Here is a 25,638-nt window from a genome sequence, read left to right on the forward strand (position 1 = left end):
TGGGTTACGATAAGTTTTGTGCGCTCTATCGGTTATAAAAAGAACGATTCACTCCTCAATATACCAATCCACTCTTCCGTTTTTCCTAAATTCTCTTGGCGTCATGCTCGACCACGCTTTAAAACGTGTACTAAAGTTGGCACTAGTTGGATATCCGACTATCTCTCCAATATGTTGAATCGGCCATTCTGTTGAACGAAGTAGCCTAGCAGCATATTCCATGCGCATACGTGTTAAATGTGCCATCGGGCTTCGACCAAACTGCTTTTGAGTCAGACGGTGCAAATGTGGCTCCGAACATGGATATAAAGCTGCCACTTGCTCGACACTCCAATCCTTATGCAGCTGACGCTGGACAAGATCGAATACGCGCCGAAGCCTCAATTGGCTGCGTGATATCGACTCTGAGGGCGGCATGTTTAACATCAGCTCTAACTGAGCCACGCTATGTGCACCAACCGCACCACCATAATCAATAGGAAGATTAATACTGCGTAACAACGTTTGGATACACGCATACATCACCTCAGGTGCAGATGTGAGCTGGTAACTAATATTACTCTCTATCATTGGCCATGCTCTATCAGGAGCAAGAAAAAGCCATGCGATCTGCCAGGGTTCCTCTTCCATACCAAAACCGTTTTCAACACCTGCAGGCACCGTGATCAACGAGCCAGGCTCCAAATCATATCGACACGCCCCACTTTCTAACCAACCTTTACCGCGCACGGTGTAAAGCAGCATGTGTTTTTTTTGGTTTTTACGATAAACAGAGAAGAAGTCACGACAGGTTGCAATTCCGCACTGCACAATGCCTCTCTCCTCCAATGCCAGTACTCGACTGTGATCAATAAACTCTTGATAGGTTTTTTCTGAAATCGCGTAGCGTTCTTGTTTATCTTCCATGATTTATTGGCTCACATATACACTAGTGGAGAGTTTTACAAAGGTTTTGGATGCCTTTGAAAAATACACCGCCAAATCATAGGGATAAACTACTCGCATTAATCTTTAAGGAGAAATGCGATGCTCTTAACACGCGAATACATCGATAAAGCATTTTGGCAAAAGCTGATTGCGATTGGCCTTCCTGTTTCACTTCAATCCATGCTTTTTGCGTTACTCGGCGTCGTGGATATTTTCATGGTGAGCCAACTCGGTGAATCCGCCACTGCAGCCGTTGGAGTCGGAAATCGCATTTTTTTCTTTAACCTTGCAGTCATTTTCGGTCTTTGCGGTGCAGTAACAGTGCTGGCTTCTCAATATTACGGTTCAGGGAACCTGGCAGGAATCCGCAGAACATTGGCGCAATCTTGGTTTATTTCCATTTTAGTGACGCTGCCGTTTATTGTTCTTTATGCGATTTTTGATAAAGAGATCGTCTCTTTCATGTCAGACGATCCTGAATACGTCACTTATGCACGTGATTATCTTGTGATTACGGGCTTTAGTCTTATTGCAACGGCCATAGTGGTACCTATTGAAGCGGTATTGCGCTCCGTAGGCCAAACCAAACTGGCAACCAACGTTAGTGTCTCGGCTATTGTCGTGAATATCGTGCTTAATTATGTTTTGATTTTCGGTTTATTCGGCTTCCCTCAATGGGGCGTATTTGGTGCAGCCGTTGGCAGCTTTGTTTCTCGACTTTTTCAAACGGCAGTGTTGATTTACTTTTTCTGTAAACGCTATGCATACCTGATTCCGACCAAATTCGACTGGGCGCAAGGCCGTTTAAAGCAGTATCGTCAAAAATACTTTAAGGTTTCTCTACCCATGCTGGTCCACGATGCGCTCTGGACTGGTGGACTGATCGTTTACAGCATCATCTATGGTCAATTGGGCGTTTCAGAACTTGCGATCATCTCATTCTTATCGCCAATTGAAGGTGTACTGATTTCAACCTTTATGGGATTTGCGGTCGCTGCATCCGTTCTTCTTGGTAATGATATTGGCGCAAAACATTATGATCGGGTCGAGAAAACGGCATGGTGGTATGTGTTAACCAGCGCAATCTTAGCCACCTTACTGTTTTTCCTAGTGTGGTTGAGCTCGCCTTTGATTCATCATCTATTGGTACTGAGCCCATTAACCGATGCAGAAATGGCACTTAACGTATGCTTAGTCATGGCGCTGGGTATGATTTTGAGAGTGTTTAACATGGTAGGGATTGGCGGCGTACTAAAGAGCGGCGCAGATATTCGCTACAGCATTTTCATTGATACGTTTGGTCAGTGGGCTATTGGTATTCCCCTTACCTATTACACTGGTATGGTACTCGGGTTGCCTTTGCATTTTGTCTTGATGTCTCTGCTAGCTGAAGAATTTGTGAAAGGCGTACTGACGACTTATCGTATCCAATCTAAACGTTGGATAAACAATATGGTCGAAGATGACCAAACGGTGACAGCGTAACTGAAAATACACTGACGAACTCACACCAAAAGGGCTCACACGTTATGCACGTGTGAGCCCTTTTTATGTTTGGAGAATGCTTGATTAAATATCCGTAAAGCGATGAATGATTTGGTTTGAACTGCCACGCCATTCGAGATTGAGATCTTTCTTGTCTTGTTCAAACTTACCATCAATCAAAACATCGATGTATTGCACCACTTCTCTTTGCGCGTCATCCAGTTCAGCCAGCGTGTAGCCTGTCCAAACCCAGATGTCTTTACCGGGACACTCTTCTCTCACCCTTTTCACGATCTTTAAAATATGAGGCACATTAGCAGGATGAAGCGGATCTCCGCCCGACAACGACAAACCGCGACGTTTAATGCGCGTGTCATTCAAGTCATTGATGATTTTGTCTTCCGCTTCTTGCGTGAACAACACTCCCGAATCCAATCGTTGCGTCGACTGGTTATAACAGCCACGACACTGATGTACGCACCCCGACACAAACAATGTGCAGCGCGTACCCGGTCCGTTAACAACGTCAATTGGATAATATTGGTGGTAGTTCATAATGCGTCTCTTTGTTATCGCGAAAAAGAAAATCAACCTAAAGCAGGTTGATTTTCAAAGTGTTGAATCGAGTGGTAATTAACCTTATAGGTGTTTCACTCGACGTTTCACTTCTTCTTGTTTGCCGAAGTTAAACGGACGTGCGTCTGGGCTGCCCAAGTAGCCACATACGCGACGTGTCACCGATACTTTGGTTGAATCGTGGTTGCCACAACTCGGGCAAGTAAAGCCTTTGCTTGTACATTCAAACTCGCCGGTGTAACCACATTCGTAACACTCATCAATCGGAGTGTTGGTTCCGTAGTAAGGAACGCGGGTGTAACTGTAGTCCCACACGTTTTCTAGCGCTTCTACGTTACGTTGCATGTTCGGGAATTCACCGTAACAGATGAAGCCACCGCTTGAGATTTCTGGGTAAGGCATCTCGAAGTCGATCTTGTCGTAAGGGTTAACCTTCTTCTCAACATCCAAGTGGAAGCTGTTGGTGTAGTAACCTTTGTCTGTTACGCCTTCAATCAAACCAAACTCTTTGGTGTCGATGCGGCAGAAACGACTACATAGGTTTTCACTTGGCGTTGCGTACAAGCTAAAGCCATAGCCAGTTTCGTCAGCCCATTGATTCACCGCATCTTTTAGATGTTTGATGATCGCGACCGCTTTTTCACGCAATACGGCATCATCGTAAACGTGCGCTTCAGTACCAAACAACGCGTTGATAGTTTCATGCACGCCAATGTAACCTAGAGAAATTGATGCACGGCCGTTTTTGAAGATTTCTGCAATCGAATCGTCCGCTTTCAAGCGCACACCACATGCACCTTCCATATATAGAATTGGGGCAACGCGCGCTTTTACGTTCTCTAGACGAGAAATACGCGTTTCTAGTGCTTTACGAGCAAGACGTAGACGATCATCAAGCAGTTCATAGAACTTCGCTTCGCTGCCTTTTGCACGAAGCGCGATACGTGGCAAGTTCAAGCTAACTACACCAAGGTTGTTACGACCTTCATGGATAAGTTCGCCATCCTCTTCGTAAGTGCCTAGGAAGCTACGACAGCCCATAGGTGTTTTGAATGAACCGGTTACTTCCACTACTTTGTCGTAGTTAAGAATGTCTGGGTACATACGCTTAGACGCACACTCAAGCGCAAGCTTCTTAATGTCGTAGTTTGGATCTTCTGATTTGTGGTTTAAGCCATCTTTGATGCCGAATACAAGTTTAGGGAATACCGCTGTTTTACGGTTCTTACCTAGACCTGCAATACGGTTTTTCAAAATCGATTGCTGAATAAGACGAGATGCCCAGCTTGTACCAAGACCAAAACCAAACGTAACGAATGGCGTTTGACCATTTGCCGTGTGCAGTGTGTTTACTTCGTACTCTAGCGATTGGAATGCGTCGTAACACTCTTTCTCGGTGCGCGCTTTAGCAAACTCTTCTGGCTCGGCAATGTTCCACTCTTTCGCGATCTCTAGATGTTTCTCATAGCTTGTCATAACGTACGGAGCGAGCACTTCGTCGATACGGTTGATTGTCGTACCGCCATAAATATGGCTAGCTACTTGAGCAATAATTTGCGCCGTTACGGCAGTCGCAGTTGAAATCGATTTAGGCGTGTCGATTTCTGCATTACCCATTTTGAAGCCGTGCGTTAGCATGCCTTTCAAATCGATAAGCATACAGTTAAACATCGGGAAGAATGGCGCGTAATCCAGATCGTGGTAGTGAATGTCACCCACTTCGTGTGCTTGAACCACATCTCGAGGCAGGATGTGCGTTTTCGCGTAGTGCTTCGCCACGATACCCGCTAAAAGGTCACGCTGAGTCGGGATAACTTTGCCGTCTTTGTTCGCGTTTTCGTTGATCAAATCAAGGTTACTTTCTTCAATCAAGCCTTCGATTTCACGAGTTAGTGCACTTTGCTTTTCACGCGCGATGTCGCGGTCATGGCGATATTCAATGTAAGAACGTGCTAGGGCTTTGTAAGGACCTTGCATGAGTTCATTCTCAACTAAGTCTTGAATCTCATGGATGTGAACTTCATCGTGATCTTTTAGCTGTAACTCGACAGCAAGAGCGACATTAAGAGCATAAATGGCGACATCTTTATCTTTGTTTTCCGCTGCCGCTTCAACTGCTGCTTGGATACGATCCCTGTTGAACGGAGCTCTTGAGCCGTCACGCTTGATTACGATTGGTTTCACTTTCTTCTCCTTACCCCAGCATACTCACAGAGTTATCCACAAACACACTATATGGGGTTATTTTTTATTCTGCTAACACAATATATTGTGGCGTATTTAACGAAAAGCACCACTTGAAAACATTGATTTTGATCAATAAAGATCGGCTAGCGGACAAGAACAAATCGATCTTATTGGTACTGATCTCAGTTGCGAAGAAAACCGTGAAAATTGCAAAATTGGAACTAAATCTACTTGCTTTTTTGGGATGTCTTATAGAATAAAGGTTGGAAAGGAATACGCTAAAAACCTGGAGTGAAACAAGCCAATATGCGATCACTATTTGTTACTGCCTTATTAATTTTTAGTTCAACGTCACTTGCTCAAAACTCCATCAACTTAACCAGTTGGAATATAGAATGGCTGTCTATAAATGGAGGTAAGGTTTCGAGAACCAGTGACGATTTCGTCAAACTCAACCAATATGTGGATAAAACTCAAGCCGACATCATCGCCTTTCAGGAGGTCGACTCCAAAGCTGCGGTTCAAAAAGCCGTAGGTGATGGCTACGCGATTTATCTCTCTGATCGAGCTCAATCAAACAATAAGCACCTTCAGTTTTCTGATACCAATCAGTACACCGGTTTTGCTGTGCGCAAAGACATTGAAGTGTCTGACCCAGCAGACTTCTCAATCACGCGTGGTAATAGCAAGTTGCGCTTTGCCAGTTACATCGTCGTTAACCCAAGCCAAAAGGACGAGCTTCACCTGCTCTCTGTGCATCTAAAAGCAGGATGCAGCGGAGCGTACAAAAACAGTCGTGATTGCCAGACACTGAGTCAACAAGGAGAAGCACTTGCGAAATGGATGAGCGAGAGAGAAAAGAAAAAAGAGCAGTATGCCGTAATGGGCAATTTCAATCACAACTTGTCGTATCAACGTGATTGGTTGTGGGCGATCATGACGCTCGGTAACGATGCACAATTGGTAACGCGAGATACCCAAGCCGATTGCAAGGTTCGCTCAAATAAGAACCCAAGCAAAACACACCAATTCCGCTCTTTGATTGATCACATTATTGTTAGCCCGCAAATAAAAGCGAAAAACGCGCATCAAACGCTGTTTAGCTCACAAGATGTTTTAGATTACAAACTGAGTGACCATTGCCCTGTAAACGCAACGGTAACGCTTAACTGAACGAACAAAATAGCCCAGCATCATGCTGGGCTATTTTATGTTGTTTGCTAGATAGACGTTTAACTAGTTAACAAGAGAAACCGTTCTATCAAAGCGCTCTTGGATTCAGCAGCACTATGTCACCCTGCTTTAACCCAGTTCGCACTCTCCCCAACTCTCCAAGCTGAATAAGCCGAGTTTCTACCTCACCGCTGTCTTGCACCACTTTTACGTAGTCCAATTGGCCAACTTGGTAAACCGCCTCTTTTGGCACGCGAAGTACAACATCGTCGGTCAAGGTCAACGCGACTTTGGCGTATGTACCTGGATAGATAGCCGTTGGCGGCTCAAATTGAAGCTTTACGGTATAACTGCGCGAGTTGGCATCTGCCGACGGCGTCACTTCTTTTACAGCCGCTTGCGCGTTGAGGTTGTAAGACGGAAAAACAACGTCCACTTCTTTATCATAAGTCACATAAGGCATGACAGACTCAGCAAAGTTCACCTCTATTTCCAACGAGTTTGGATTGTACATTGATAAAAGCAAAGCCCCCGGCGTCGCGGTATCACCTTTGTTGATGGGCTTTTGCGTGATCAAGCCATCAAACGGTGCAGTAATGATGCTGTAGCCAAAGGTCGTTTCCGCCTCGGAGACCGCCGCTTGCGCTTTATTGAAGTTGGCTTGTGCGGTTTGCAGCGCACTTTCCGCTTGGTCAAATTGCGATTGAGGGATCAGTTTTTTGTTTAAAAGCGCTCTGACACGAGAAAACTCCTTTCTCGCCGCGTTAAGCTGCGCTTGTGCAGAGGATAAAGCCTGCTCACTTTGACGAACTCGCGCGTCGAGATCATCGCTTTCTAGCCGCGCCAACACGTCTCCTTGCCTCACTCTATCGCCAACCTTCACCAATACCTCCATCACCGATGCCGTTAACCGTGCCGCGATATCGGCGTGCTGCTCTGCAACGACGACGCCCGGAAATTCTCGAACAACCGGTTCGCTGGTTAACATCAGTTGATGTGTCTCTGCGTTATTTACATCAATCTGGTTGGTTTTCGCGTCATGTTCTGTCGGCAACTTTTCTGTAAAAAATCCAGCCATATAGAGAAAAAGAAGCGCGAGTATGGCAAACAGAATCACGCCTAACCATTTGGTATCTAATTTCATTGCTCTTCCTCCATCTGAGGTAATCCATGTCCTTTGGTGTTTTGGTATGCAAGGTTGTAAACCACCGGAACCACAAGCAGCGTAAAGATGGTCGAGGCGGTAATTCCGAATATGATTGCCCAAGCCAAACCGTTAAAAATGGGGTCTAACGTAATCACGACATTACCCAGTAACGTTGTACCCGCAGTCAGCAATATTGGCCGCATACGAACAACACCAGATTCAATCAACGCATCATGTAAGCTACGACCTTCAGCCAACGATTGCTGAACAAATTCAATCAAAACGAGTGAGTTACGCACCACAATCCCTGCTAGCGCAATCATGCCGATCATCGCGGTCGCCGTGAACAGAGCTGGGTTGGGGTAATTACCGATGTCACTGCTTAACACATTCAAAATCCAGAACCCCGGCATAATCCCAATCACGGTCAGAGGTATCGCCAGCATGATGATGCCCGATACCGCAGGTAAACCAGTTTGAATCAACATCACCACAAATACGCCAAGCAGCGCAGCGCCATAAGCAATGCCTAAATCGCGGAATACGTCCACTGTGATTTTCCATTCCCCCTCACCACTCCAAACCACTTCGATGTTGTCTGGCACGCTCCAATTGACACCAGCGCCATTGCTCAAGTACGTGCGATCTTGCCAGTGACGATGCACATCTTCCGCGTGAGTTGTATCTTGGTCAGCCATCACATCGGCAATCACTTCACCCGGAACACGCCCAACTACCTCGGCGTAGACATACACAACAGGCTTGAGGTTTTTATGGAAAATCGGTTTGTCCGCTGCACGTTTCACAAAATGACCGACTTCAGACAACTGCACGATAGGCTGAGGAGCATCCACAACCGCCCCATTGGATTCTACTTTTGCAATGCCCGGACGGCCTCGCACATAAAGCTGCTCTAGTTGATTCAGGTTATCTCTGTCTTCGCGTCGGAGCTGCACTTCGATAGGTAGTGGGTCCACTTCTCTTGGATCGGCGATATAACCGAGCACTTTGGCGTTCGCGGCGGTAATAAGCGTGTTATTGATATCAGCAACAGAAACACCAGACAGCGCCGCTTTTTCTTGATCAACGATGAATTGCCACGTTTCTAAATCACCTTGGATGCTGGTATCCACCTCAGAAACCAACTGTTCTTTGCGAAGCCTATCCGCGACTTTCTCTGCTTGGATCATCAGTTCTTCATAAGATGTCGCTTCATCACCGTAAACTTCTGCCGTAATGGTGGCGATAACGGGCGGGCCTGGCGGCACTTCGACTAGCTGCACGTCAGCGTCAAACTTATCTGCAATCTGCTCTAAATCCGCCCTGAGTCGTGTCACCAGTTCGTGTGATTGCATTGCGCGGCGATTCTTCTCTGCAAGAACGACTCGAAGTTCGCCTTGGTATGGTTCGCTACGCATAAAGTAGTGGCGCACCATGCCGTTGAAATCCATTGGGGAAGCGGTGCCTGCAAAGCCCGACACACTTGTCACTTCCGGCACCGACATTAAATAGTCCGTAAAGCTCGACAGCGCGTTGGAGGTATCCACAAAGCTTGAAGACTCTGGCATGTTTAATACCAATTGGAACTCATTTTTATTGTCATAAGGCAGCAACTTGAGTGGAACTAAGCGAAGTGCTGGCAACAATGCTGCCAAGACGAACAACAAGGCAACCAAACCAAGGAAAAGCCACGCTTTCTTGCGACTTTCAAGTAGCGGAATCAACACACCACGATACAAACGATACATCGGCGAAGATTGGATATCATAGTGGCCGTTTTCCTCAGCACCTTTGAGTAGCTTCTTGGCAAGCCAAGGCGTGATCATAAACGCGACAACGGTACTAAAGATAACGCTGATCGGAACGTTGAACGCCAGTGGCGCCATGTAAGGTCCCATCATCCCAGTGATAAAAAACATCGGCGTAAACACGATCACGATTGCGACCGTCGACATTAACAAGGCGCTACGAATTTCTGCCATGGCGAGAACAATCGCGTTGGTTCGTGTTAGATTTTTGCGTTTGAGGTAGCGTTCAATATTGTCGATACTGGCGATCGGATCGTCCACGATCAAACCTAGCGCCAAAATCAATGCAAAGAGTGTGACTCGGTTGATGGAATAGCCAAATGCCAAGTCCATCCCGAGCGCGGCACCATAGCTAATCGGAATCGCGATACCAACCACCAATGCGCTTCGCCAGTTCAAGAACAAACCGACAAACACCACGACCGTTAGAATAGAGATGCCAAGGCTTGATACCAAGTTGTTTACTTTCGCATTCGCCGTTTCGCCATAGTCACGAATGACTGCAACTTGAACTTGTGGAGGAAACTGCTCGGATTGAAGCGCCGCCAGTTTATCCCGAACAGACTGAGCCACGTTAACCGCGTTCGAGCCTTTTTGTTTAGCGACAGAAATGAACACCGCTGGGTATGCTTCATCGTAGTTTTTATCGCGATACCAAGTATCGGATGTTGCCTCACCTTCACCGTCGTAAATACGCGCGACATCTTTCAAATAAACGGGTTTACCATTGAGCACCGCGATAACAAGATCGCCAACCTCTTCGGCGTTAGTCAGAAACCTTCCCGACTCCAATGTGAAATTTTGCCCGTTTACGCGAACGTTCTTGCCTTGGGTTTTACTATTACTGAGCTGAATGGCCTGTTCGAGGTCATCGATGGTTACTTTGAAGTTTGCCATCGCAACGGAATCAAGCTCTATCTGGATTTTTCTCGGCTCACCGCCAATCACTTCCACCTTGTTGGTGGCATCCAATGATTTAATGCCTAACGTGGCTTGGTCTGCAATACGTCTCAGTTGATGGCGATCGAGAAGGTCTGGATCGGTGGAATAAATTGCGGCAACAACAATGGGTACATCATCGATTTCAACAGGCTTTACAAGCCAGTTAGTGACAGAAGGAGGAACTTTGTCTTGGTTGGAATAGAGTTTGTTGTAAAGCTTAACCAAAGCATCTTCGCGGTTTTCGCCGACATAGAAACGAACGATGACTTGCGCAGCACCTTCCATTGACGAAGAATAAACGTATTCCACACCGTCAATTTGGCTAACAAGCTTTTCTAATGGTTCAGTGATTTGATTTTCGACTTGAGAAGCGCTGAGTCCGGGAGCCGAAACCAATACATCTGCGATCGGCACAACGATTTGCGGGTCTTCCTCTTTCGGGGTCAACCACAAAGCCGCGGCACCGACCATAAGCGCGAGTAAAATCATGATCGGAGGGAAAAAGCTGTTCATCACGGACTGAACAAAACTTCGCTTTAGTTTGTCGGGCATCCTTTCCCCTCCATATCAGATTGATTGTTTACGCGTTCGCGGTTTTCATCTTCTTCGCGTTACGGTGAGTAATGATCGCCTTCGCGAACAGAGATCCAACTAACATCGCAAGGAAGAACACCACAATGCTCACGTTGCCTAATGCCAGACTCGCAACCGCAGGGCCAGGGCAAATACCTGCCAACCCCCAACCTAAACCAAAGATCGCCGCACCAGATAACAAACGTCCGTCGATGTTCTTATTGGTTGGTGTGCAAAACGCTTCACCGCTAACTGATTGTTTTCTCGGCTTGATGATTAAAAAATAGCTTGGCATGAATACCGCGAGTGCGCCGCCCATCACAAAAGCCAAACTTGGGTCCCAACTGCCAGAAATATCTAAAAATCCAATGACTTTAGCTGGGTCGATCATGCCGGACACCGCCATGCCCATACCGAATAACACACCGCTCAAAAGAGCAGAAAAACGAAAAATAGTCTTGTTCATGGAATCTCTCTTAAACTAGGTGAAGTCGAACGAATACCGTTAAGCCAGCGACAACCATAAATACACAGGTCGCCACAACAGAGCGTTTAGACAAACGGCCCATGCCACAAATGCCGTGTCCACTAGTACATCCGTTACCCAGTCTGGTCCCGATTCCTACCAATAAACCAGCGGCAATCACCATCCCTAAAGAAAGGTTCGCGGTACTAGGAACCGCAACGTCCAACATCAGAACGCTAATCAAGCCACCAGCTATCATTCCAACCGCAAAAAGCAATCGCCACGAATAATCACCTTTTTTCGGTGACATAATGCCATTCATAATTCCACTGATTCCGGCAATTTTACCGTTAACCAACAACAATATAGTGGCGGAGATCCCTAACAAAATGCCACCAAACAAGGATTCCCATGGAATAACGTTTAACATTATTTACCTCTAAAATCTTAGCTACGAATTAGTTACAGAAAACGCCATGAAGCACTTTAATTAATGACTCAACTCTCGGTTCTGACAACGAATAAAACACTTGCTGTGATGCCTTACGAGCCGTGATCAATTTGTGTTTGCGAAGCACCGTTAAATGCTGTGAAAAGGCGGATTGGCTAAGGAACGAGTTCTTTTGCAGTTCCCCAACACCAACTTCACCTTGGGTCAGTTGGCACAACACCATTAGCCTTTCCGGATGTGCCATTACTTTTAGAAGATCAGCAGCTTCATTGGCATTGCCTTTCATTGCTGCTACATCCATATCTGTATAGCTCATGACTCACCTCTACATTAAAAACTAAATTAGATATTACTAAAACAACATCTTTAGTCAACACTAAATTAGCAAATATGAATTTAGATAAATTAACATTAGACATTTCTAATTTAGTTAATTATAGTGATGAACATCAAAGGATGGCGTTCTCAGTTTGAGAGTGCGAAGGAGAAGAGTTATGACGTTAGAAAATGCAGTACGAGTTTTTGCAGGCACGATGGTATTGATCTCGGTCATACTAACCGTGTTCGTTCACAGTAACTTCATTTGGTTCACCGTGTTTATCGGCGTTAATCTTATTCAAAGTGCTTACACGGGAATCTGCCCTGCTGCTTATTTTTTAAAGAAATTTGGTTTTAGATAATCTAGAGCGTAGTGACCTTTCACACAGGCTATTCGTGAAAGGTCAGTTCGCCCTAAAACTTGGAGTTAAAAATGACTAAGATCTTAATCGTCGGTGGTGTTGCAGGTGGTGCATCTGCGGCGGCGCGTGCTCGTCGTCTAAGCGAAGATGCCGAAATCATCATGTTTGAACGTGGCCCATTCGTTTCATTTGCTAACTGTGGCCTTCCCTATCACATCGGTGGCGACATCAAAGATCGCAGTAAATTATTGCTACAAACACCAGAAAGCTTTTTAGCGCGTTTCAACGTTGATGTTCGTGTAATGAATGAAGTGATATCGATAAACCGTCAAGACAAAACAGTGACAGTAAAAAATCTTCTTGATGGCTCAGAATATGAAGAAACATACGACTTCCTATTACTTAGCCCAGGTGCAGGCCCTATCGTTCCACCAATTCCTGGTCTGGATAATCCGTTGACTCACTCACTACGTAATATCCCTGATATGGATCGCATCATCGAAACGATCCAAATGAACAAACCAGAGCATGCGACAGTTGTTGGCGGCGGTTTCATCGGTTTAGAAATGATGGAAGCCTTCCACCAACTTGGCATTAAAACCTCTCTGATTGAAATGGCAGACCAAGTCATGACGCCAGTAGACCGTGAAATGGCAGGCTTTGCTCATGCAGAAATTCGTGACAAAGGTGTAGACCTCAAACTTGGCGTCGCGCTTGAATCTGTGAAATTCGTACCTAACGAGCACGTTGCAAGTTTCGACTCTGGTGAGAGTGAAAAACACCAACACCTAGAGGGTGAATTGGAGTTAACGCTAAACAACGGTGAAAAACTCACCACCGATATTTTGATTATGGCAATTGGTGTTCGTCCTGAGACAAAACTGGCGCAAGAAGCTGGCCTTCAAATTGGTGCTCTAGGCGGTATATACACAAACGAATACATGCAAACCAGCGATCCATCTATCTACGCTGTCGGCGACGCGATAGAAGAGAAAGACTTCGTGACAGGCGAGCAAACTCTAGTGCCACTTGCAGGCCCGGCAAACCGTCAAGGCCGTATGGCAGCGGACAATATGCTCGGCCGCAAAGAAACCTACCAAGGCACACAAGGGACAGCGATTTGTAAAATCTTTGACCTTGCAGTGGCTTCTACCGGTAAAAACGAGAAGCAACTAAAACGCGCTGGCGTTGAATACGAAAAAGTGTACGTCCATACCGCAAGCCACGCGAGCTACTACCCTGGTGCAGAAGTGGTGTCGTTCAAAATGTTGTTCGATCCAAAATCAGGCAAGATTTTAGGTGCTCAAGCAGTTGGTAAAGACGGTATCGACAAACGTATTGACGTTATGGCTGTTGCACAACGTGCTGGCATGACGGTTGAACAACTGCAGCATCTTGAACTGACTTACGCGCCACCTTACGGCAGTGCAAAAGATGTGATCAACCAAGCGGCGTTTGTGGCAAATAACATCATCAAAGGTGACGCAACGGCGATTCATTACGATGAAATCGACAACCTGACTGAAGATCAAATTCTCCTCGACGTCCGTAACCCGGGTGAATTGGAGTCTGTTGGTTATCTTGAAGGGGCAATCAACATTCCGGTTGATCAACTGCGCCATCGTATGGGTGAACTACCAAAAGACAAAGAGATTGTGATTTACTGTCAAGTAGGCTTACGCGGTAACGTGGCATACCGTCAACTGGTCAACAATGGTTACAAAGCTCGTAACTTGATTGGTGGATACAGAACACTCAAATTCTCGCGCTTATAACGGGATAATAAAAACAGAGAAAACCGAGGGATTGGTTTTCTCTTTTGTTTATTTACATGGACTCAAATCTAACTCATTAACCTTCTATCGCCAAACGGACTGCTGCTTGAGCATGGATAGAAGTGGTATCAAGTAGCGTAACATCGGTGTGACTTTGGTTTACAAGTAAGGCAATTTCAGTGCACCCGAGAATCACAGCTTCAGCTCCCTGCTCTTTTAGTTTTTCAATAATTTGCAGGTATATAGTTCTCGATTCCTCTTTGATTTCACCTTGGCATAACTCTTTATAAATAATGTTATGCACTATAGAGCGATCATCTTGAGCAGGAGTTATGACATCCAGCCCATAGAGGTCGGAAAGCCGTCCTTTGTAAAAGTCTTGCTCCATTGTGAATTGAGTACCAAGGAGTCCGACCTTTTGAACCCCTTTCTCACGAAGTAACTCAGCAGTCGCGTCTGCGATATGTAGTATGGGGATATTAATGCTGGCTTCAATTTGAGGAGCAACTTTGTGCATTGTGTTCGTACAAATAAGAATAAAATCAGCGCCCCCTTTTTCTATTGAAGATGCAGCATCAGATAGAATACTTGCCGTTTCTTCCCATTTACCTTGGTGTTGAAGTTTCTCTATCTCTGAAAAATTCACGCTATACATACAATTTTTGCGGAATTTAGGCCGCCTAACGCCTCTTTGACTCCTTCGTTGATCAATTTGTAATAACTAAGCGTCGACTCCCAACTCATGCCGCCTAGAAGACCGATAGTTTTCATATAACTCTCCAATCGTTATACACCACCATGGCAGGGGTGTTTTTACAAACAAAATCAACCACGTGAATAGACAGCCTTCTAGCTTTGTCACTAGTGAGAACTGGATAAACCTGCAATCAGAAAAACGAGAACCAAAAAGGACGACTACGCAATTCTCATATCTCCTCGCAACATTGTTACCGCACTTCCAGAAAGCTTAACGCATTCCGGACTCAATAATTCTGTATAAACAACTCCACTTCTCTTGGATGCTTGAAAGCCTTTTAATTGCGCTTTACCGAGCTCTTTAGCCCAGTAAACACATAAAGCGCAATGAGCAGAACCTGTCACTGGATCCTCATCAACACCCACCCAAGGGGCAAAATAGCGAGAGACAAAATCAGCGTCAGTGCTTGATTGAGCAGTGATAACAACTCCACGACCTTTTTGTTTAAGTAACGCACTAAAATCAGGTTCGAGTTGCTCTATCAAAGACTCATCATTGATGACGATCAACTGCTTATTATTAAACTGACCATAAGCGATTACATCAACCACATCGAGCCCTAAGCCGTGAAGCAAGTCTGTGTTAATACTTGCTCGCATATCTAAAATAGGAGCAGGAAACACCAAATGAATGTCGTCATGATCAAGTTGTGCAGTTAAAACGCCGGATAGCGTAGCAAACTCAATGGTATCACCTGTACTATATAACCCTTGCTCTCTCAGCACGTGCGCCGTGGCCAATGTGCCATGTCCACACAAAGCGACTTCAGTTTCAGGTGTAGACCAACGAAGTTGCATTGTGTTTAATGACAGAAACGCGGTTTCAGATAGTGACATCTCTGCCGCTATGGCCAACATCATTTCCTCATCAAGGCTTGATTCTGTGATACACACACCTGCAGGATTGCCTTTGAACACATCTGATGTAAACGAGTCGACCTGAAAAATTTTAACTTCCACAAAATATCCTTAAGTTCTATCAACCACTGTAGAACCATTAGCAGCGCTTAATGCATTTGTACCACGTAATGTATTGCACCAGTTATTTGAGCAGTAAACCTTTATTAACTAAGAAGAAACCACTTTTTCTCCTGATGGGATTTATTGGTATTTTGCCGAAGTAATGAACTCACCGAATGTTTCACACCAAACAACAACAGTATTGTATTCAGAAATGGAAATCCCTTGAGGAACCTCAACAACGAAGTTATTGAATGTTTTGACATCACCAACCAAGCTCATCTCAGATTTAAGGTCATTAAACGCTTGTTCAGTCTCGATAAATTTAGGAGATAAATAGAGTTTATAGTCAGGCCCGGGAGCGAGTTTTCCTACCAGCGTAATAGCTTGGGAACTCAAATGAATTTCACCTTCTCCCCAATGAAAAGCGTCGCTATCTTTGAGGTCCCTCGTGACAACTGCACTGTATTCTGCACCTTGCATGCGCTCAGAAACTTGCTCATCGGTCGGCGCAGGCGGTGCAATAAGAATCGGTAAAGTATAGATACCTATCGCAATACCAATCGCAACAGCCACTAAGTGGCTTAACGTTAATTTAATTATATTTTTCAAGGTCATCTATCTTCTTGTTAGTTTCATCAGCTTAGATTTAGGCTCAAATACAGACATCCGTCAGGTTATACGTCTAATAGCCTAATTTCATTAATATTATACACAAGCTGGACCAATGCGCCTTAATTGCTGCCTTTTAGAGTGCTATCCAATAACCCCGTTACTAACGAAAATAACTATTTTAATTCAGCCCCCTACATGCCTTCGACGAAATGATCTAAAGGCAAAGTGAGCAATTAAAAACGGCTGATAATTGATATCAGCCGTTTGCTTATCTGGAATGTCGTTGTGCTGGTTTGGGAACTATTCTGCTTCCACCAAAGCGATCTTATCGGATGTCGATTTTTCCAATTTGATCGCAATAAACTTAGAGGTTGGCGTAAACGTTCTATCCCCATAACTATCTAAAGGAACCAATGGGTTCGTTTCTGGATAGTAAGCCGCCGCCTGACCTGCTGGCACATCATAGGCAACAAGCGTAAATCCGCTCACGCGACGCTCTACGCCATCTTCCCATAATGACACCATGTCCACTTTATCGCCCGGTTCAAATCCGAGTTTACGAATATCCGCTTCATTGATAAACAGTACTTCGCGCATACCAAATACACCACGATAACGATCATTTAAGCCGTAAAGTGTCGTATTGTATTGGTCGTGTGAGCGCATGGTTTGCAAGATCAAATCTGGCTTTTGGCCTTTTTCGAGTATCGCTTCGCTGATCAACTGTTTCGGCAACTCACTAGAGCTGAACAGTGCTTTGCCGCTTGGTGTATTCCATCGACGCTCGGCAGCTGGGTTTACCAAGTGGAATCCACCCGGGTGTTTAAGCTTATGGTTAAAGTCGGTAAAGCCCGGAATCGTGTCGGCAATCAAATCGCGAATACGGTCGTAATCTTCAATCGCCCACAACCAATCAATTGGTTTTGCCCCGAGTGTCGCATTGGCAATACCGGCAATAATCGCTGGTTCTGAACGCAAATGCTCCGAACGCGGTTTTAGCTGACCAAATGAGATATGTACCATGCTGAAAGTATCTTCAACCGTCACACCTTGTGGGCCCGTCGCTTGCTGATCAATCTCAGTACGGCCTAAGCATGGAAGAATAAGCGCATCTTTACCTGTGACAAGGTGAGAACGATTTAACTTCGTCGAAATGTGTACGGTTAAATTACAGTTTCGCATCGCGTTGTGCGTACGTTCTGTGTCTGGCGTTGCTTGTGCAAAGTTACCGCCCAAACCGATAAATACTTTCGCTTGCCCTTCTTCCATCGCTTTAATGGCTTGCACAGTGTTGTGGCCTTCACCACGCGGGACGGCAAAGTTAAATCGACTTTCAATGCGATCCAACAACAGATCTGAAGGTTTTTCATCAATGCCCATCGTACGGTCGCCCTGAACGTTACTGTGACCACGCACTGGTGAAAGACCCGCGCCCGGCTTACCAACGTTACCTCGTAACATTTGCACGTTTGCGACTTCTTTAATGGTTGGCACAGAGTGACGATGCTGAGTCAACCCCATTGCCCAACACATGATCACACGTTCTGCACGTCGATACATGCTCGCCACCATCTCGATTTCACTTAAATCAAGACCCGATTGTTCCGAGATGTGTTCCCAAGAGGTTGCGTCCACTTCAGCCAAATACTCATCAATACCTATCGTGTGTTGCTTGATGAATTCACGGTCAAATACCGCTTTGCCACCGTTTTGCAATGCCTCGCGTTCCCATTGCAACAAGAATTTCGCGATGCCACGAAACACTGCCATGTCTCCACCTAAAGCAGGACGCAGGTACGCCGTGTTGGTAGGCTCTGAGCCGTTACTCAACATCTCAATCGGCATTTGTGGGTTTTGGAAACGCTCTAATCCGCGCTCTTTCAGCGGGTTTAGACAGATAACCTGCGCACCACGTTTTACCGCTTCGCGCAGAGGTTCAAGCATTCGTGGGTGGTTCGTGCCCGGGTTTTGACCAATCACAAAAATCGCGTCGGCTTCTTCAAAATCATCAAAGATCACTGTGCCTTTACCAACGCCAATGGTGTCTTTCATCCCGATTGCACTGGCTTCGTGACACATGTTGGAACAATCTGGGAAGTTGTTGGTACCGAATGCGCGCACAAATAGCTGATATAAAAACGCCGCTTCGTTGCTTGCACGACCAGAGGTATAAAACTCCGCTTGGTGCGGTGAATCCAATTGATTGAGATGTTTAGCCACAAGAGAAAAAGCCTCATCCCAAGAGACAGGTACATAGTGGTCGGACTCGGCATCGTATCGCATTGGGTGCGTGATACGGCCTTGGTATTCCAACCAGTAATCGGTTTGCGTTGAGAGAGATGAAACGCTGTGATTGGCAAAAAACTCAGGATCAACCAGACGATTGGTCGCCTCCCAGTTTACCGCTTTCGCGCCATTCTCACAAAAATTGACTTTACCACTATCTGGCGACTCGCCCCATGCACATCCCGGGCAATCGAAACCGCCATTTTGGTTGGTTTTGAGCATAGTGCGAATGTTTTTAACTGCATTTTCACTGCCCCACCAACTTCTGGTTACGGCTTTCAGTGCACCCCAACCACCAGCTGGACCTTTGTATGTTTTTATTTGTTCTTTTTGGCTCACGACTTTACTCCTCGCAGATATACCAGCAAGCAGGGGGCCCGTGAAAACAAGCGCGTTATTTATTGAGATAATGCGGAAGTATTGAAGGGCTTAGTTTCTAATCCATGTATTTTTTAATCCAAATAAGTAACCACTCAACATACTCTCGCTTGTCCGAGCGTTTACTTATCTAGATTCTTGATATCGGATACCCGCCTACTGTTTCTAAGACTGTTAGATTCAATTTGCATTGTTGCGTCTTGATCTAAATCAAAGATTAAGTCGATATTCAATATGCGTCCAATTGATAATCCTGACCGAGTGATAAACAAAATCTATGACGAATTTTTCCACTGACGGTCATCACATTTTTAATCAATACAATTTATGAGGTTAATCGTTTTTCTATTCGATTCCGCCTAGTTCGCTTAACGAACTCAATAAAATCGCCACTCTTGATAATAGATAATATCTATCACACTATAGATACTTTAAATTTGACCCTAATTAATATCAGGAATAGCCTTGATTCAGATCAATTTTGAGTGTGGTTTTATTCTTGACTTGGTTTTGGTTTTTCATTCCCCAGTTAAAACGCTCCAGCGCTTAAAAAGTACGGTAGTGCTGTGCCCTTTTTAGGGAGTTCCCCCGTACATGTGACTCACAACGCAAGGTTAACAAGCCATTATGGATATCAAACAACTTAAATATCTCATCGCACTTGAACAGACCAAACACTTTGGTCAAGCCGCCGCATTGTGCCACATTACGCAGCCTACTTTGTCCATGAGAATCCGAAGCTTAGAGGAAGAACTCGATCTCGAATTAATCCAAAGAAGTCAAAGATTTGAAGGATTTACTGAAGCCGGAGAACGCATTTTAGCTTGGGCAAAAACCGTCTTAGCAGCTCATGATGGATTGCAAGCCGAAGCCGCCAACTGCCGTGGTCAGTTGGTAGGCTCTCTTCGGCTTGGAATGGTGCCACTCGCCAGCCAAAACCCGATGCAATTGCTCAAACCATTAGCTCAACAGTTCCCTGAGTTACGCTTTCAAATACTCTCCATGACGACCGAACAGATCATAGACCAACTCAATCGCAATCAGCTTGATTTGGGGATGTGTTATGTCGATCAAGTCAACACCGCTTACTTCGATGTTATCGAGCTAGATTCGACCAAACTTGGCGTTTTATTCGATGAGCGTCATTTTGATTTTGCCGAATCTGAAGTGTTGTGGGAGTCACTCAATAACATTCCGCTAGGGCTGCTTTCGAAGGGCATGCACTATCGCCACTCGATTGATCTTAGCTTTGTGAGTAAAGGGCTAGTTCCACAAACCGTCATTGAAAGTAACTCCACCTTTCACTTGATCCAAGCAGTAACCAGTGGCCTTTGTTGCGCCATTATGCCGCTGAATTGTGGATTGGAAGAGTTGAACGATACGCTTCGCATTATTCCTATCGAAGAAGCCGCCGTTCACGCCCCGCTAGGTTTGTTAAAGCGAAAACAAGAACCCTTCTCCGCGCTAACCGATCAGTGTTTCGCAGAAGCAAAAAACATATTCAATCGATAACAAGAATCCACACGTCAATGTTTGGCATACACAACGGCTTATGAGGTGATTTCATGAGATGTACTACTCAATCTTATTTTGAACTGTCCGATTTCAATCAAGCACCACCTCAACCAAGTGCGTTCAATTACCGAGAATTAATTGATGGCCGCCCAGTGCAACAAATGTCGCTGGCGAGTGAATCCGCCTTAGCTATCAGCTACAACGGCATTAGCCAAGCGGTCATGATGGTGACGCCAGGCCATCTGGAAGACTTCGTGAAAGGGTTTAGCTTAAGCACAGGCATCGTCCACGACTTCAAAGAGATCAAAGACATTGAAATTGGTGGCGATCACGAATCTCACTATGCGGAAGTGGAAATCAGCAACCGCGCTTTCTGGGCGTTAAAAACACAACGCCGAAATCTTGCTGGCACAACCGGATGCGGCATTTGTGGCGTCGAGGCTCTTGAACAAGCCTTGCCTGATTTGGTGCCGCTGACACCGTCTCTTCCTCCGCGCTCCGATGTATTCGAAGAGCTGCGAGACAAAGTCACACTGCATCAAGAAGCCGCACGTGAATCTGGCGCGTTACACGCCGCTTTATTTGCAGATTTACAAGGCAACATCAAGTTGTGCCGAGAGGACATCGGCCGTCACAACGCGCTAGATAAGTTGATTGGCGCATTGGCCAACAATCACATCGAGCCTCAAAGTGGCTTCGCAATCATGACAAGCCGTTGCAGCTTAGAGTTGATCCACAAAGCCGTTCGCGCGCGTATCCCCACTCTGGTTTGCTTATCTGCACCGACAGCGTTAACCGTCGAATGGGCAAGAAGAAACCATTTGAACCTAATTCACTTGCCAAAACACGGCTCGCCGCGTCTATACAGCCCTGCGCCTTAATACGTCAACCTAGCCGAATTCCTAATATTTCTAACAGAGACCTCTGGGTCTCTGTTGTTTGCTTCTCGCTCGCGATTGATAGCTAGCAACGAGACACTATTCTCTCCAAACAAACGTACTCACCCCTTGTCAGCTCTAAGCTTGCGTATATTAACCTGCTTGCATTTGAACGCTTTCCAGTCCGGTAAGAACCCTGTCAAAAACCCATGAATTAGTAAGGGTTTTGTGTGACTCTTTTCACGCTTTTCCACCTTCCTAGGCATTTCTAGGAATTTTTCCTAGCCGATCTAGGCAACCATCTCATGTGCCTCACAAAACCACTCTCTAGAATTCCGCTCAGTCAAAGGTAACAAGAGCGCATAACGGTCTCCGTTGTGTTTCTAAAACAATTACAAGAGAGTTCATCATGTTAAAATTCCTCGAACAGGTGCGGAAGCCGACCCTCGATCTTCCTGTCGAAGTTAGAAGAAAGATGTGGTTTAAACCGTTCATCCAATCTTACTTGGTCGTATTCATCGGCTACCTAACCATGTACTTGATTCGTAAGAACTTCAATGTCGCGCAAAACGACATGATCTCAACTTACGGTTTGAGCATGACAGACCTAGGTCTTATTGGCCTTGGCTTCTCCATCACATACGGCATCGGTAAAACCGTTGTGTCTTACTACGCTGACGGTAAGAACACCAAGCAATTCCTCCCTTTTATGCTGATCCTTTCTGGTCTTGCAATGCTTGGTTTCAGCTTCAGCATGGGCGGCGGTAGTGCAAGCCTGTTCTTGATGGTGGCTTTCTACGCTCTAAGTGGTTTCTTCCAAAGTACTGGTGGCCCTTCTAGTTACTCAACCATTACAAAATGGACACCTCGTAACAAACGCGGCTCTTACCTAGGTTTGTGGAACATGTCACACAACGTTGGTGGTGCGGGCGCAGCGGGTGTTGCTCTTTTCGGTGCTAACTACCTATTCGACGGCCACGTAATCGGCATGTTCGTTTTCCCTTCTATCATCGCGATCATCGTCGGCTTTATCGGTATGCGCTTTGGTAGCGACTCTCCAGAAGCTTACGGTCTAGGTAAAGTAGAAGAACTTTTCGATGAAGCAGTGAGTGAAGAAGACACCGCCGCTGAAGAAAACCAGATGACCAAAAAAGAAATCTTTGTTGAATACGTTCTTAAAAACAAAGTTATCTGGCTACTTTGCTTTGCCAACATCTTCCTTTACATCGTTCGTATCGGTATCGACCAATGGTCAACGGTATACGCGTACCAAGAGCTTGGTCTGTCAAAAGAAACGGCAATCTCTGGCTTTACTCTATTCGAAGTCGGTGCGCTTGTGGGTACTTTGATGTGGGGTTACTTATCTGACTTAGCAAACGGTCGCCGCGCATTGGTTGCTTGTGTGTCTCTTGGTTTGATCATCGTATCGCTTGAGTTCTACCAACACGCCACTAGCGAGTTCATGTACTTAGCCTCTCTATTTGTATTGGGCTTCTTGGTGTTTGGTCCGCAACTTCTTATCGGTGTTGCCGCGGTTGGTTTTGTCCCTAAAAAAGCAATCAGTGTGGCTGACGGCGTAAAAGGTACTTTCGCTTACCTAATCGGCGATAGCTTTGCAAAACTAGGCTTGGGTATGATTGCAGACGGTACACCTATCTTCGGCTTAACAGGTTGGAAAGGTACCTTCGCAGCCCTAGATACCTCCGCCATGATTTGTATTGTTTTGCTTGCTTTCGTCGCTATCGCGGAAGAGAAGAAGATTCGACACGCGAAGAAGCTTCAACTTGCACAAAACCAAGCCTAACTTCTCTGCGCGCTTTACTTCGGTAAAGCGCGCAAGATCATTAAAATGAGTTGATCAATTCAGTATCATTAAAGGTTTTTCTATTAGCTCCGTTTGGGGGCTTATTGTTGTTTGTTGTCTGCTCTATTTGGTTGTAATGATGATTCATGTTGCTCTAGTTGATGATCACGTCATCGTGCGTTCTGGTTTCGCACAATTATTAAATTTAGAAAGTGATATTACCGTTGTTGGTGAGTTCGGCTCTGTCGCAGAAGCACGCACAGGCTTGCCTTCGGTACACCCACACGTCGTCATCCTAGATATTTCCATGCCAGATGAAAGCGGCTTAAACTTTCTTAGCGAAATACCAACTGGCATTGCCTGCGTGATGCTTAGCGTGCATGACTCCCCTGCGATGGTGGAAAAATCACTAAAGCTAGGAGCAAAAGGCTATCTTAGTAAACGCTGTAGCCCAGACGAACTTATTCAAGCCGTGAGAACCAGTGCTTCTGGCGGCTGTTACCTCACATCAGATATTGCACTTAAACTTGCAACGCCTAGCGACAACACCACCTCTCTATGCCAACTGACAAAACGTGAAAACGAGGTATGTCAGCTACTTGCTACCGGGTTAGATGTAAAGTCAGTCGCGGCAGAGCTTGGCTTGAGCCACAAGACCGTGCATGTTCATCGTGCAAATGCCATCGACAAACTCGGCGTGAAAAACAACGTTGAGCTCGCCAAACTATTTTCTCAAGAGTCCTTTTAATGCGAGCTTATGCTGTTACCACCATTTGCGGACTTTTTGTTATGGCTTGCGCCTGGTTCTGCTTGTGGGTGATTGCCTATTACTTCGTCAATGATCCCGAGCTGGCGATCTTATTGTTTCCTTTCGCTTTACGATTAGGTGTCGCCCTGCACACTCGCACCGCTTATTGGCCAACGATTTATCTTTCAGAGTGGGGGCTTTCCATCGCACTTGCGATCTTACTGGGTCAACCGCAGTGGCTTACCGTGCTGATTGCGAGCATTGCCAGTATCCCGGTCACTCTGATTGCGAAAAAATACTACTACGGAGACCAAAACCGCCATTTAGCCGTGATGAGCGTTGTCATTATCATTAGCGCGTTTATTAATGTGATGGCCGTTGGTTTTCACGTTCCTTCGGTTTACATGGTATGGCTGGCTAGCATTTCTGGAGGCTTGCTCGTGGTGCCTATGTGCTACTTGTTATGGAGTTATTTGTTCCAAAGTCGTTGGTCTCCGCTTAGCTCTCTCCTACTTAGTAATGCCGTTGTATTTCAGGTGCGTCATATCGTGCTTTATGCGCTGCTTTTGATCGGCAGTATTTTGGTGCAAACCAGTTTGCCTGAAGAGCTAAAACGATTTGCGCCATTTTGTATGGCGATTCCAATCATCGTGCTTGCTCTGCGTTACGGCTGGCAAGGTGCCCTACTCGCCACCATGCTCAACAGCATTGCGCTGATTGCGGCTCGTAGCGGCGTATCGAATCTAGAAATCACCGATTTGTTATTATCTCTCTCGGCGCAAACCATCACCGGCATTATGCTCGGCTTAGGGGTTCAGAAACAAAAAGACCTCAATCACAAACTGCGCGGCGAACTTGCACGCAATCAGAATTTGTCTCGCCAGCTTATCAAAGCGGAAGAATCCGTAAGACGCGATATTGCGCGCGAGCTACATGACGAAATCGGCCAGAACATCACGGCGATCCGCACACAAGCCAACATCATTAAGCGGGTAAATAACGCAGAAACAAGCGTGGGTTGCGCCGACATGATCGAAGGGCTTTCCCTCAACGTGTACGACACCACTAAGCGACTGTTAAGCAAGCTAAGACCAAAAATGCTGGATGATTTGGACTTAAAAGAATCCGTCGAGCAACTAACGCGAGAAATGGAGTTCGCCAATCACGGAACCAACGTTCAACTGAACTGGCAGGGCGATTACACAAGCCTGAGTGACACACTCAAAGTCACCCTATTCCGTTTATGCCAAGAGTCATTAAATAACGCAGCCAAGTACGCAGAAGCGCAGTTGATCAATATTGAACTGACAATTGGAGAAACGGCGGTGTCACTGAGGATTCACGATGATGGTGTCGGTTTCAAAGTTCAGGACAGCATGAAAGGCATGGGCGTTCGCGGCATGCAAGAGCGTGTGCACGCATTGGGTGGGAAAATGGTTATCTACTCCACCAGCGATCAAGTGATCGGCACTCAAATCAGCATTACTTTACCTAAGGTGTAACTCAAG

20 protein-coding genes and 1 pseudogene are annotated in these 25,638 nt (G+C 45.7%); 9 read left to right on the forward strand and 12 right to left on the reverse strand.

Going from position 1 to position 25,638, the window contains the following annotated elements:
- Positions 1-48: 48 nt before the first annotated feature.
- Positions 49-906: an AraC family transcriptional regulator gene (locus FKN16_RS09065; protein WP_134645680.1), complete on the reverse strand. Its 858-nt coding sequence runs from the start codon at positions 904-906 to the stop codon at positions 49-51.
- Between the two features lie 120 nt (positions 907-1,026).
- Between FKN16_RS09065 and FKN16_RS09070 the strand changes: the two genes are divergently transcribed.
- Positions 1,027-2,412, forward strand: a complete 1,386-nt coding sequence (locus FKN16_RS09070; protein WP_170902514.1) for an MATE family efflux transporter — start codon at positions 1,027-1,029, stop codon at positions 2,410-2,412.
- 84 nt (positions 2,413-2,496) lie between these two features.
- Here FKN16_RS09070 and nrdG read toward each other — a convergent pair whose 3' ends face one another.
- Both nrdG and nrdD read right to left on the reverse strand, forming a co-directional pair.
- Entirely contained in the window at positions 2,497-2,967 is a 471-nt protein-coding gene (gene nrdG / locus FKN16_RS09075) for an anaerobic ribonucleoside-triphosphate reductase-activating protein (protein WP_005394529.1), read from the reverse strand.
- A gap of 84 nt (positions 2,968-3,051) precedes the next feature.
- Positions 3,052-5,172, reverse strand: coding sequence for an anaerobic ribonucleoside-triphosphate reductase (gene nrdD, locus FKN16_RS09080; protein ID WP_170902515.1), 2,121 nt, complete (start codon positions 5,170-5,172; stop codon positions 3,052-3,054).
- A gap of 309 nt (positions 5,173-5,481) precedes the next feature.
- Between nrdD and FKN16_RS09085 the strand changes: the two genes are divergently transcribed.
- Positions 5,482-6,348 (forward strand): endonuclease/exonuclease/phosphatase family protein, encoded by an 867-nt coding sequence (locus FKN16_RS09085; RefSeq protein WP_170902516.1) that lies wholly within the window; start codon positions 5,482-5,484, stop codon positions 6,346-6,348.
- An 88-nt stretch (positions 6,349-6,436) separates the two neighbouring features.
- Here the strand turns inward: FKN16_RS09085 and FKN16_RS09090 are convergent, their stop codons facing one another.
- Genes FKN16_RS09090 through FKN16_RS09110 form a run of 5 tightly spaced genes read right to left on the reverse strand, consistent with a single transcriptional unit; the run spans position 6,437 to position 12,051 of the window.
- Positions 6,437-7,492: an efflux RND transporter periplasmic adaptor subunit gene (locus FKN16_RS09090; protein ID WP_029864220.1), complete on the reverse strand. Its 1,056-nt coding sequence runs from the start codon at positions 7,490-7,492 to the stop codon at positions 6,437-6,439.
- On the reverse strand, positions 7,489-10,797 hold the full coding sequence (locus tag FKN16_RS09095) for an efflux RND transporter permease subunit (RefSeq protein WP_170902517.1): 3,309 nt from the start codon (positions 10,795-10,797) through the stop codon (positions 7,489-7,491). The genes FKN16_RS09090 and FKN16_RS09095 overlap by 4 nt, the downstream gene beginning before the upstream one ends.
- 28 nt (positions 10,798-10,825) lie before the next feature.
- The gene (locus tag FKN16_RS09100) at positions 10,826-11,284 is read right to left on the reverse strand and encodes a YeeE/YedE family protein (protein ID WP_005479357.1); all 459 of its coding nucleotides are present in this window, start codon (positions 11,282-11,284) and stop codon (positions 10,826-10,828) included.
- 10 nt (positions 11,285-11,294) lie between these two features.
- Complete coding sequence (locus tag FKN16_RS09105; protein ID WP_170902518.1) at positions 11,295-11,714, reverse strand: YeeE/YedE family protein; 420 nt, start codon at positions 11,712-11,714, stop codon at positions 11,295-11,297.
- Positions 11,715-11,742: 28 nt separating this feature from the next.
- Entirely contained in the window at positions 11,743-12,051 is a 309-nt protein-coding gene (locus tag FKN16_RS09110; protein WP_170902519.1) for a metalloregulator ArsR/SmtB family transcription factor, read from the reverse strand.
- A gap of 178 nt (positions 12,052-12,229) precedes the next feature.
- Between FKN16_RS09110 and FKN16_RS09115 the strand changes: the two genes are divergently transcribed.
- Both FKN16_RS09115 and FKN16_RS09120 read left to right on the forward strand, forming a co-directional pair.
- Complete coding sequence (locus FKN16_RS09115; RefSeq protein WP_005498909.1) at positions 12,230-12,415, forward strand: DUF2892 domain-containing protein; 186 nt, start codon at positions 12,230-12,232, stop codon at positions 12,413-12,415.
- Between the two features lie 71 nt (positions 12,416-12,486).
- Complete coding sequence (locus FKN16_RS09120; RefSeq protein ID WP_170902520.1) at positions 12,487-14,190, forward strand: FAD-dependent oxidoreductase; 1,704 nt, start codon at positions 12,487-12,489, stop codon at positions 14,188-14,190.
- A gap of 76 nt (positions 14,191-14,266) precedes the next feature.
- Here FKN16_RS09120 and FKN16_RS09125 read toward each other — a convergent pair.
- From FKN16_RS09125 to FKN16_RS09140, 4 genes and pseudogenes are all read right to left on the reverse strand, one after another.
- Positions 14,267-14,961: pseudogene (locus tag FKN16_RS09125) on the reverse strand (aspartate/glutamate racemase family protein).
- A gap of 144 nt (positions 14,962-15,105) precedes the next feature.
- Positions 15,106-15,906 carry a PhzF family phenazine biosynthesis protein gene (locus tag FKN16_RS09130; protein ID WP_170902521.1) on the reverse strand — a complete coding sequence of 267 codons (801 nt, stop codon included), beginning with the start codon at positions 15,904-15,906 and terminating at the stop codon, positions 15,106-15,108.
- 141 nt (positions 15,907-16,047) lie between these two features.
- Positions 16,048-16,524 carry a DM13 domain-containing protein gene (locus tag FKN16_RS09135; protein WP_170902522.1) on the reverse strand — a complete coding sequence of 159 codons (477 nt, stop codon included), beginning with the start codon at positions 16,522-16,524 and terminating at the stop codon, positions 16,048-16,050.
- 297 nt (positions 16,525-16,821) lie between these two features.
- Positions 16,822-19,146 (reverse strand): FdhF/YdeP family oxidoreductase, encoded by a 2,325-nt coding sequence (locus FKN16_RS09140; protein WP_170902523.1) that lies wholly within the window; start codon positions 19,144-19,146, stop codon positions 16,822-16,824.
- Between the two features lie 666 nt (positions 19,147-19,812).
- Between FKN16_RS09140 and FKN16_RS09145 the strand changes: the two genes are divergently transcribed.
- From FKN16_RS09145 to uhpB, 5 genes are all read left to right on the forward strand, one after another.
- Positions 19,813-20,697: a LysR family transcriptional regulator gene (locus tag FKN16_RS09145; protein ID WP_005460961.1), complete on the forward strand. Its 885-nt coding sequence runs from the start codon at positions 19,813-19,815 to the stop codon at positions 20,695-20,697.
- 53 nt (positions 20,698-20,750) lie between these two features.
- Positions 20,751-21,581 (forward strand): formate dehydrogenase accessory sulfurtransferase FdhD, encoded by an 831-nt coding sequence (fdhD, locus tag FKN16_RS09150; RefSeq protein WP_170902524.1) that lies wholly within the window; start codon positions 20,751-20,753, stop codon positions 21,579-21,581.
- Between the two features lie 406 nt (positions 21,582-21,987).
- On the forward strand, positions 21,988-23,382 hold the full coding sequence (uhpT, locus tag FKN16_RS09155) for a hexose-6-phosphate:phosphate antiporter (RefSeq protein WP_021707729.1): 1,395 nt from the start codon (positions 21,988-21,990) through the stop codon (positions 23,380-23,382).
- A gap of 139 nt (positions 23,383-23,521) precedes the next feature.
- Positions 23,522-24,130: a transcriptional regulator UhpA gene (gene uhpA / locus FKN16_RS09160; protein WP_104970830.1), complete on the forward strand. Its 609-nt coding sequence runs from the start codon at positions 23,522-23,524 to the stop codon at positions 24,128-24,130.
- A complete protein-coding gene (gene uhpB, locus FKN16_RS09165; RefSeq protein WP_170902525.1) occupies positions 24,130-25,632 on the forward strand; it encodes a signal transduction histidine-protein kinase/phosphatase UhpB in 1,503 nt (500 codons plus the stop codon). Before uhpA ends, uhpB begins: the two co-directional genes overlap by 1 nt.
- The last annotated feature ends 6 nt before the right edge of the window (positions 25,633-25,638 follow it).

Origin of the sequence: Vibrio sp. 11-4(1) (genome assembly GCF_013048625.1) — a bacterium.
Taxonomy (GTDB): domain Bacteria; phylum Pseudomonadota; class Gammaproteobacteria; order Enterobacterales; family Vibrionaceae; genus Vibrio; species Vibrio diabolicus.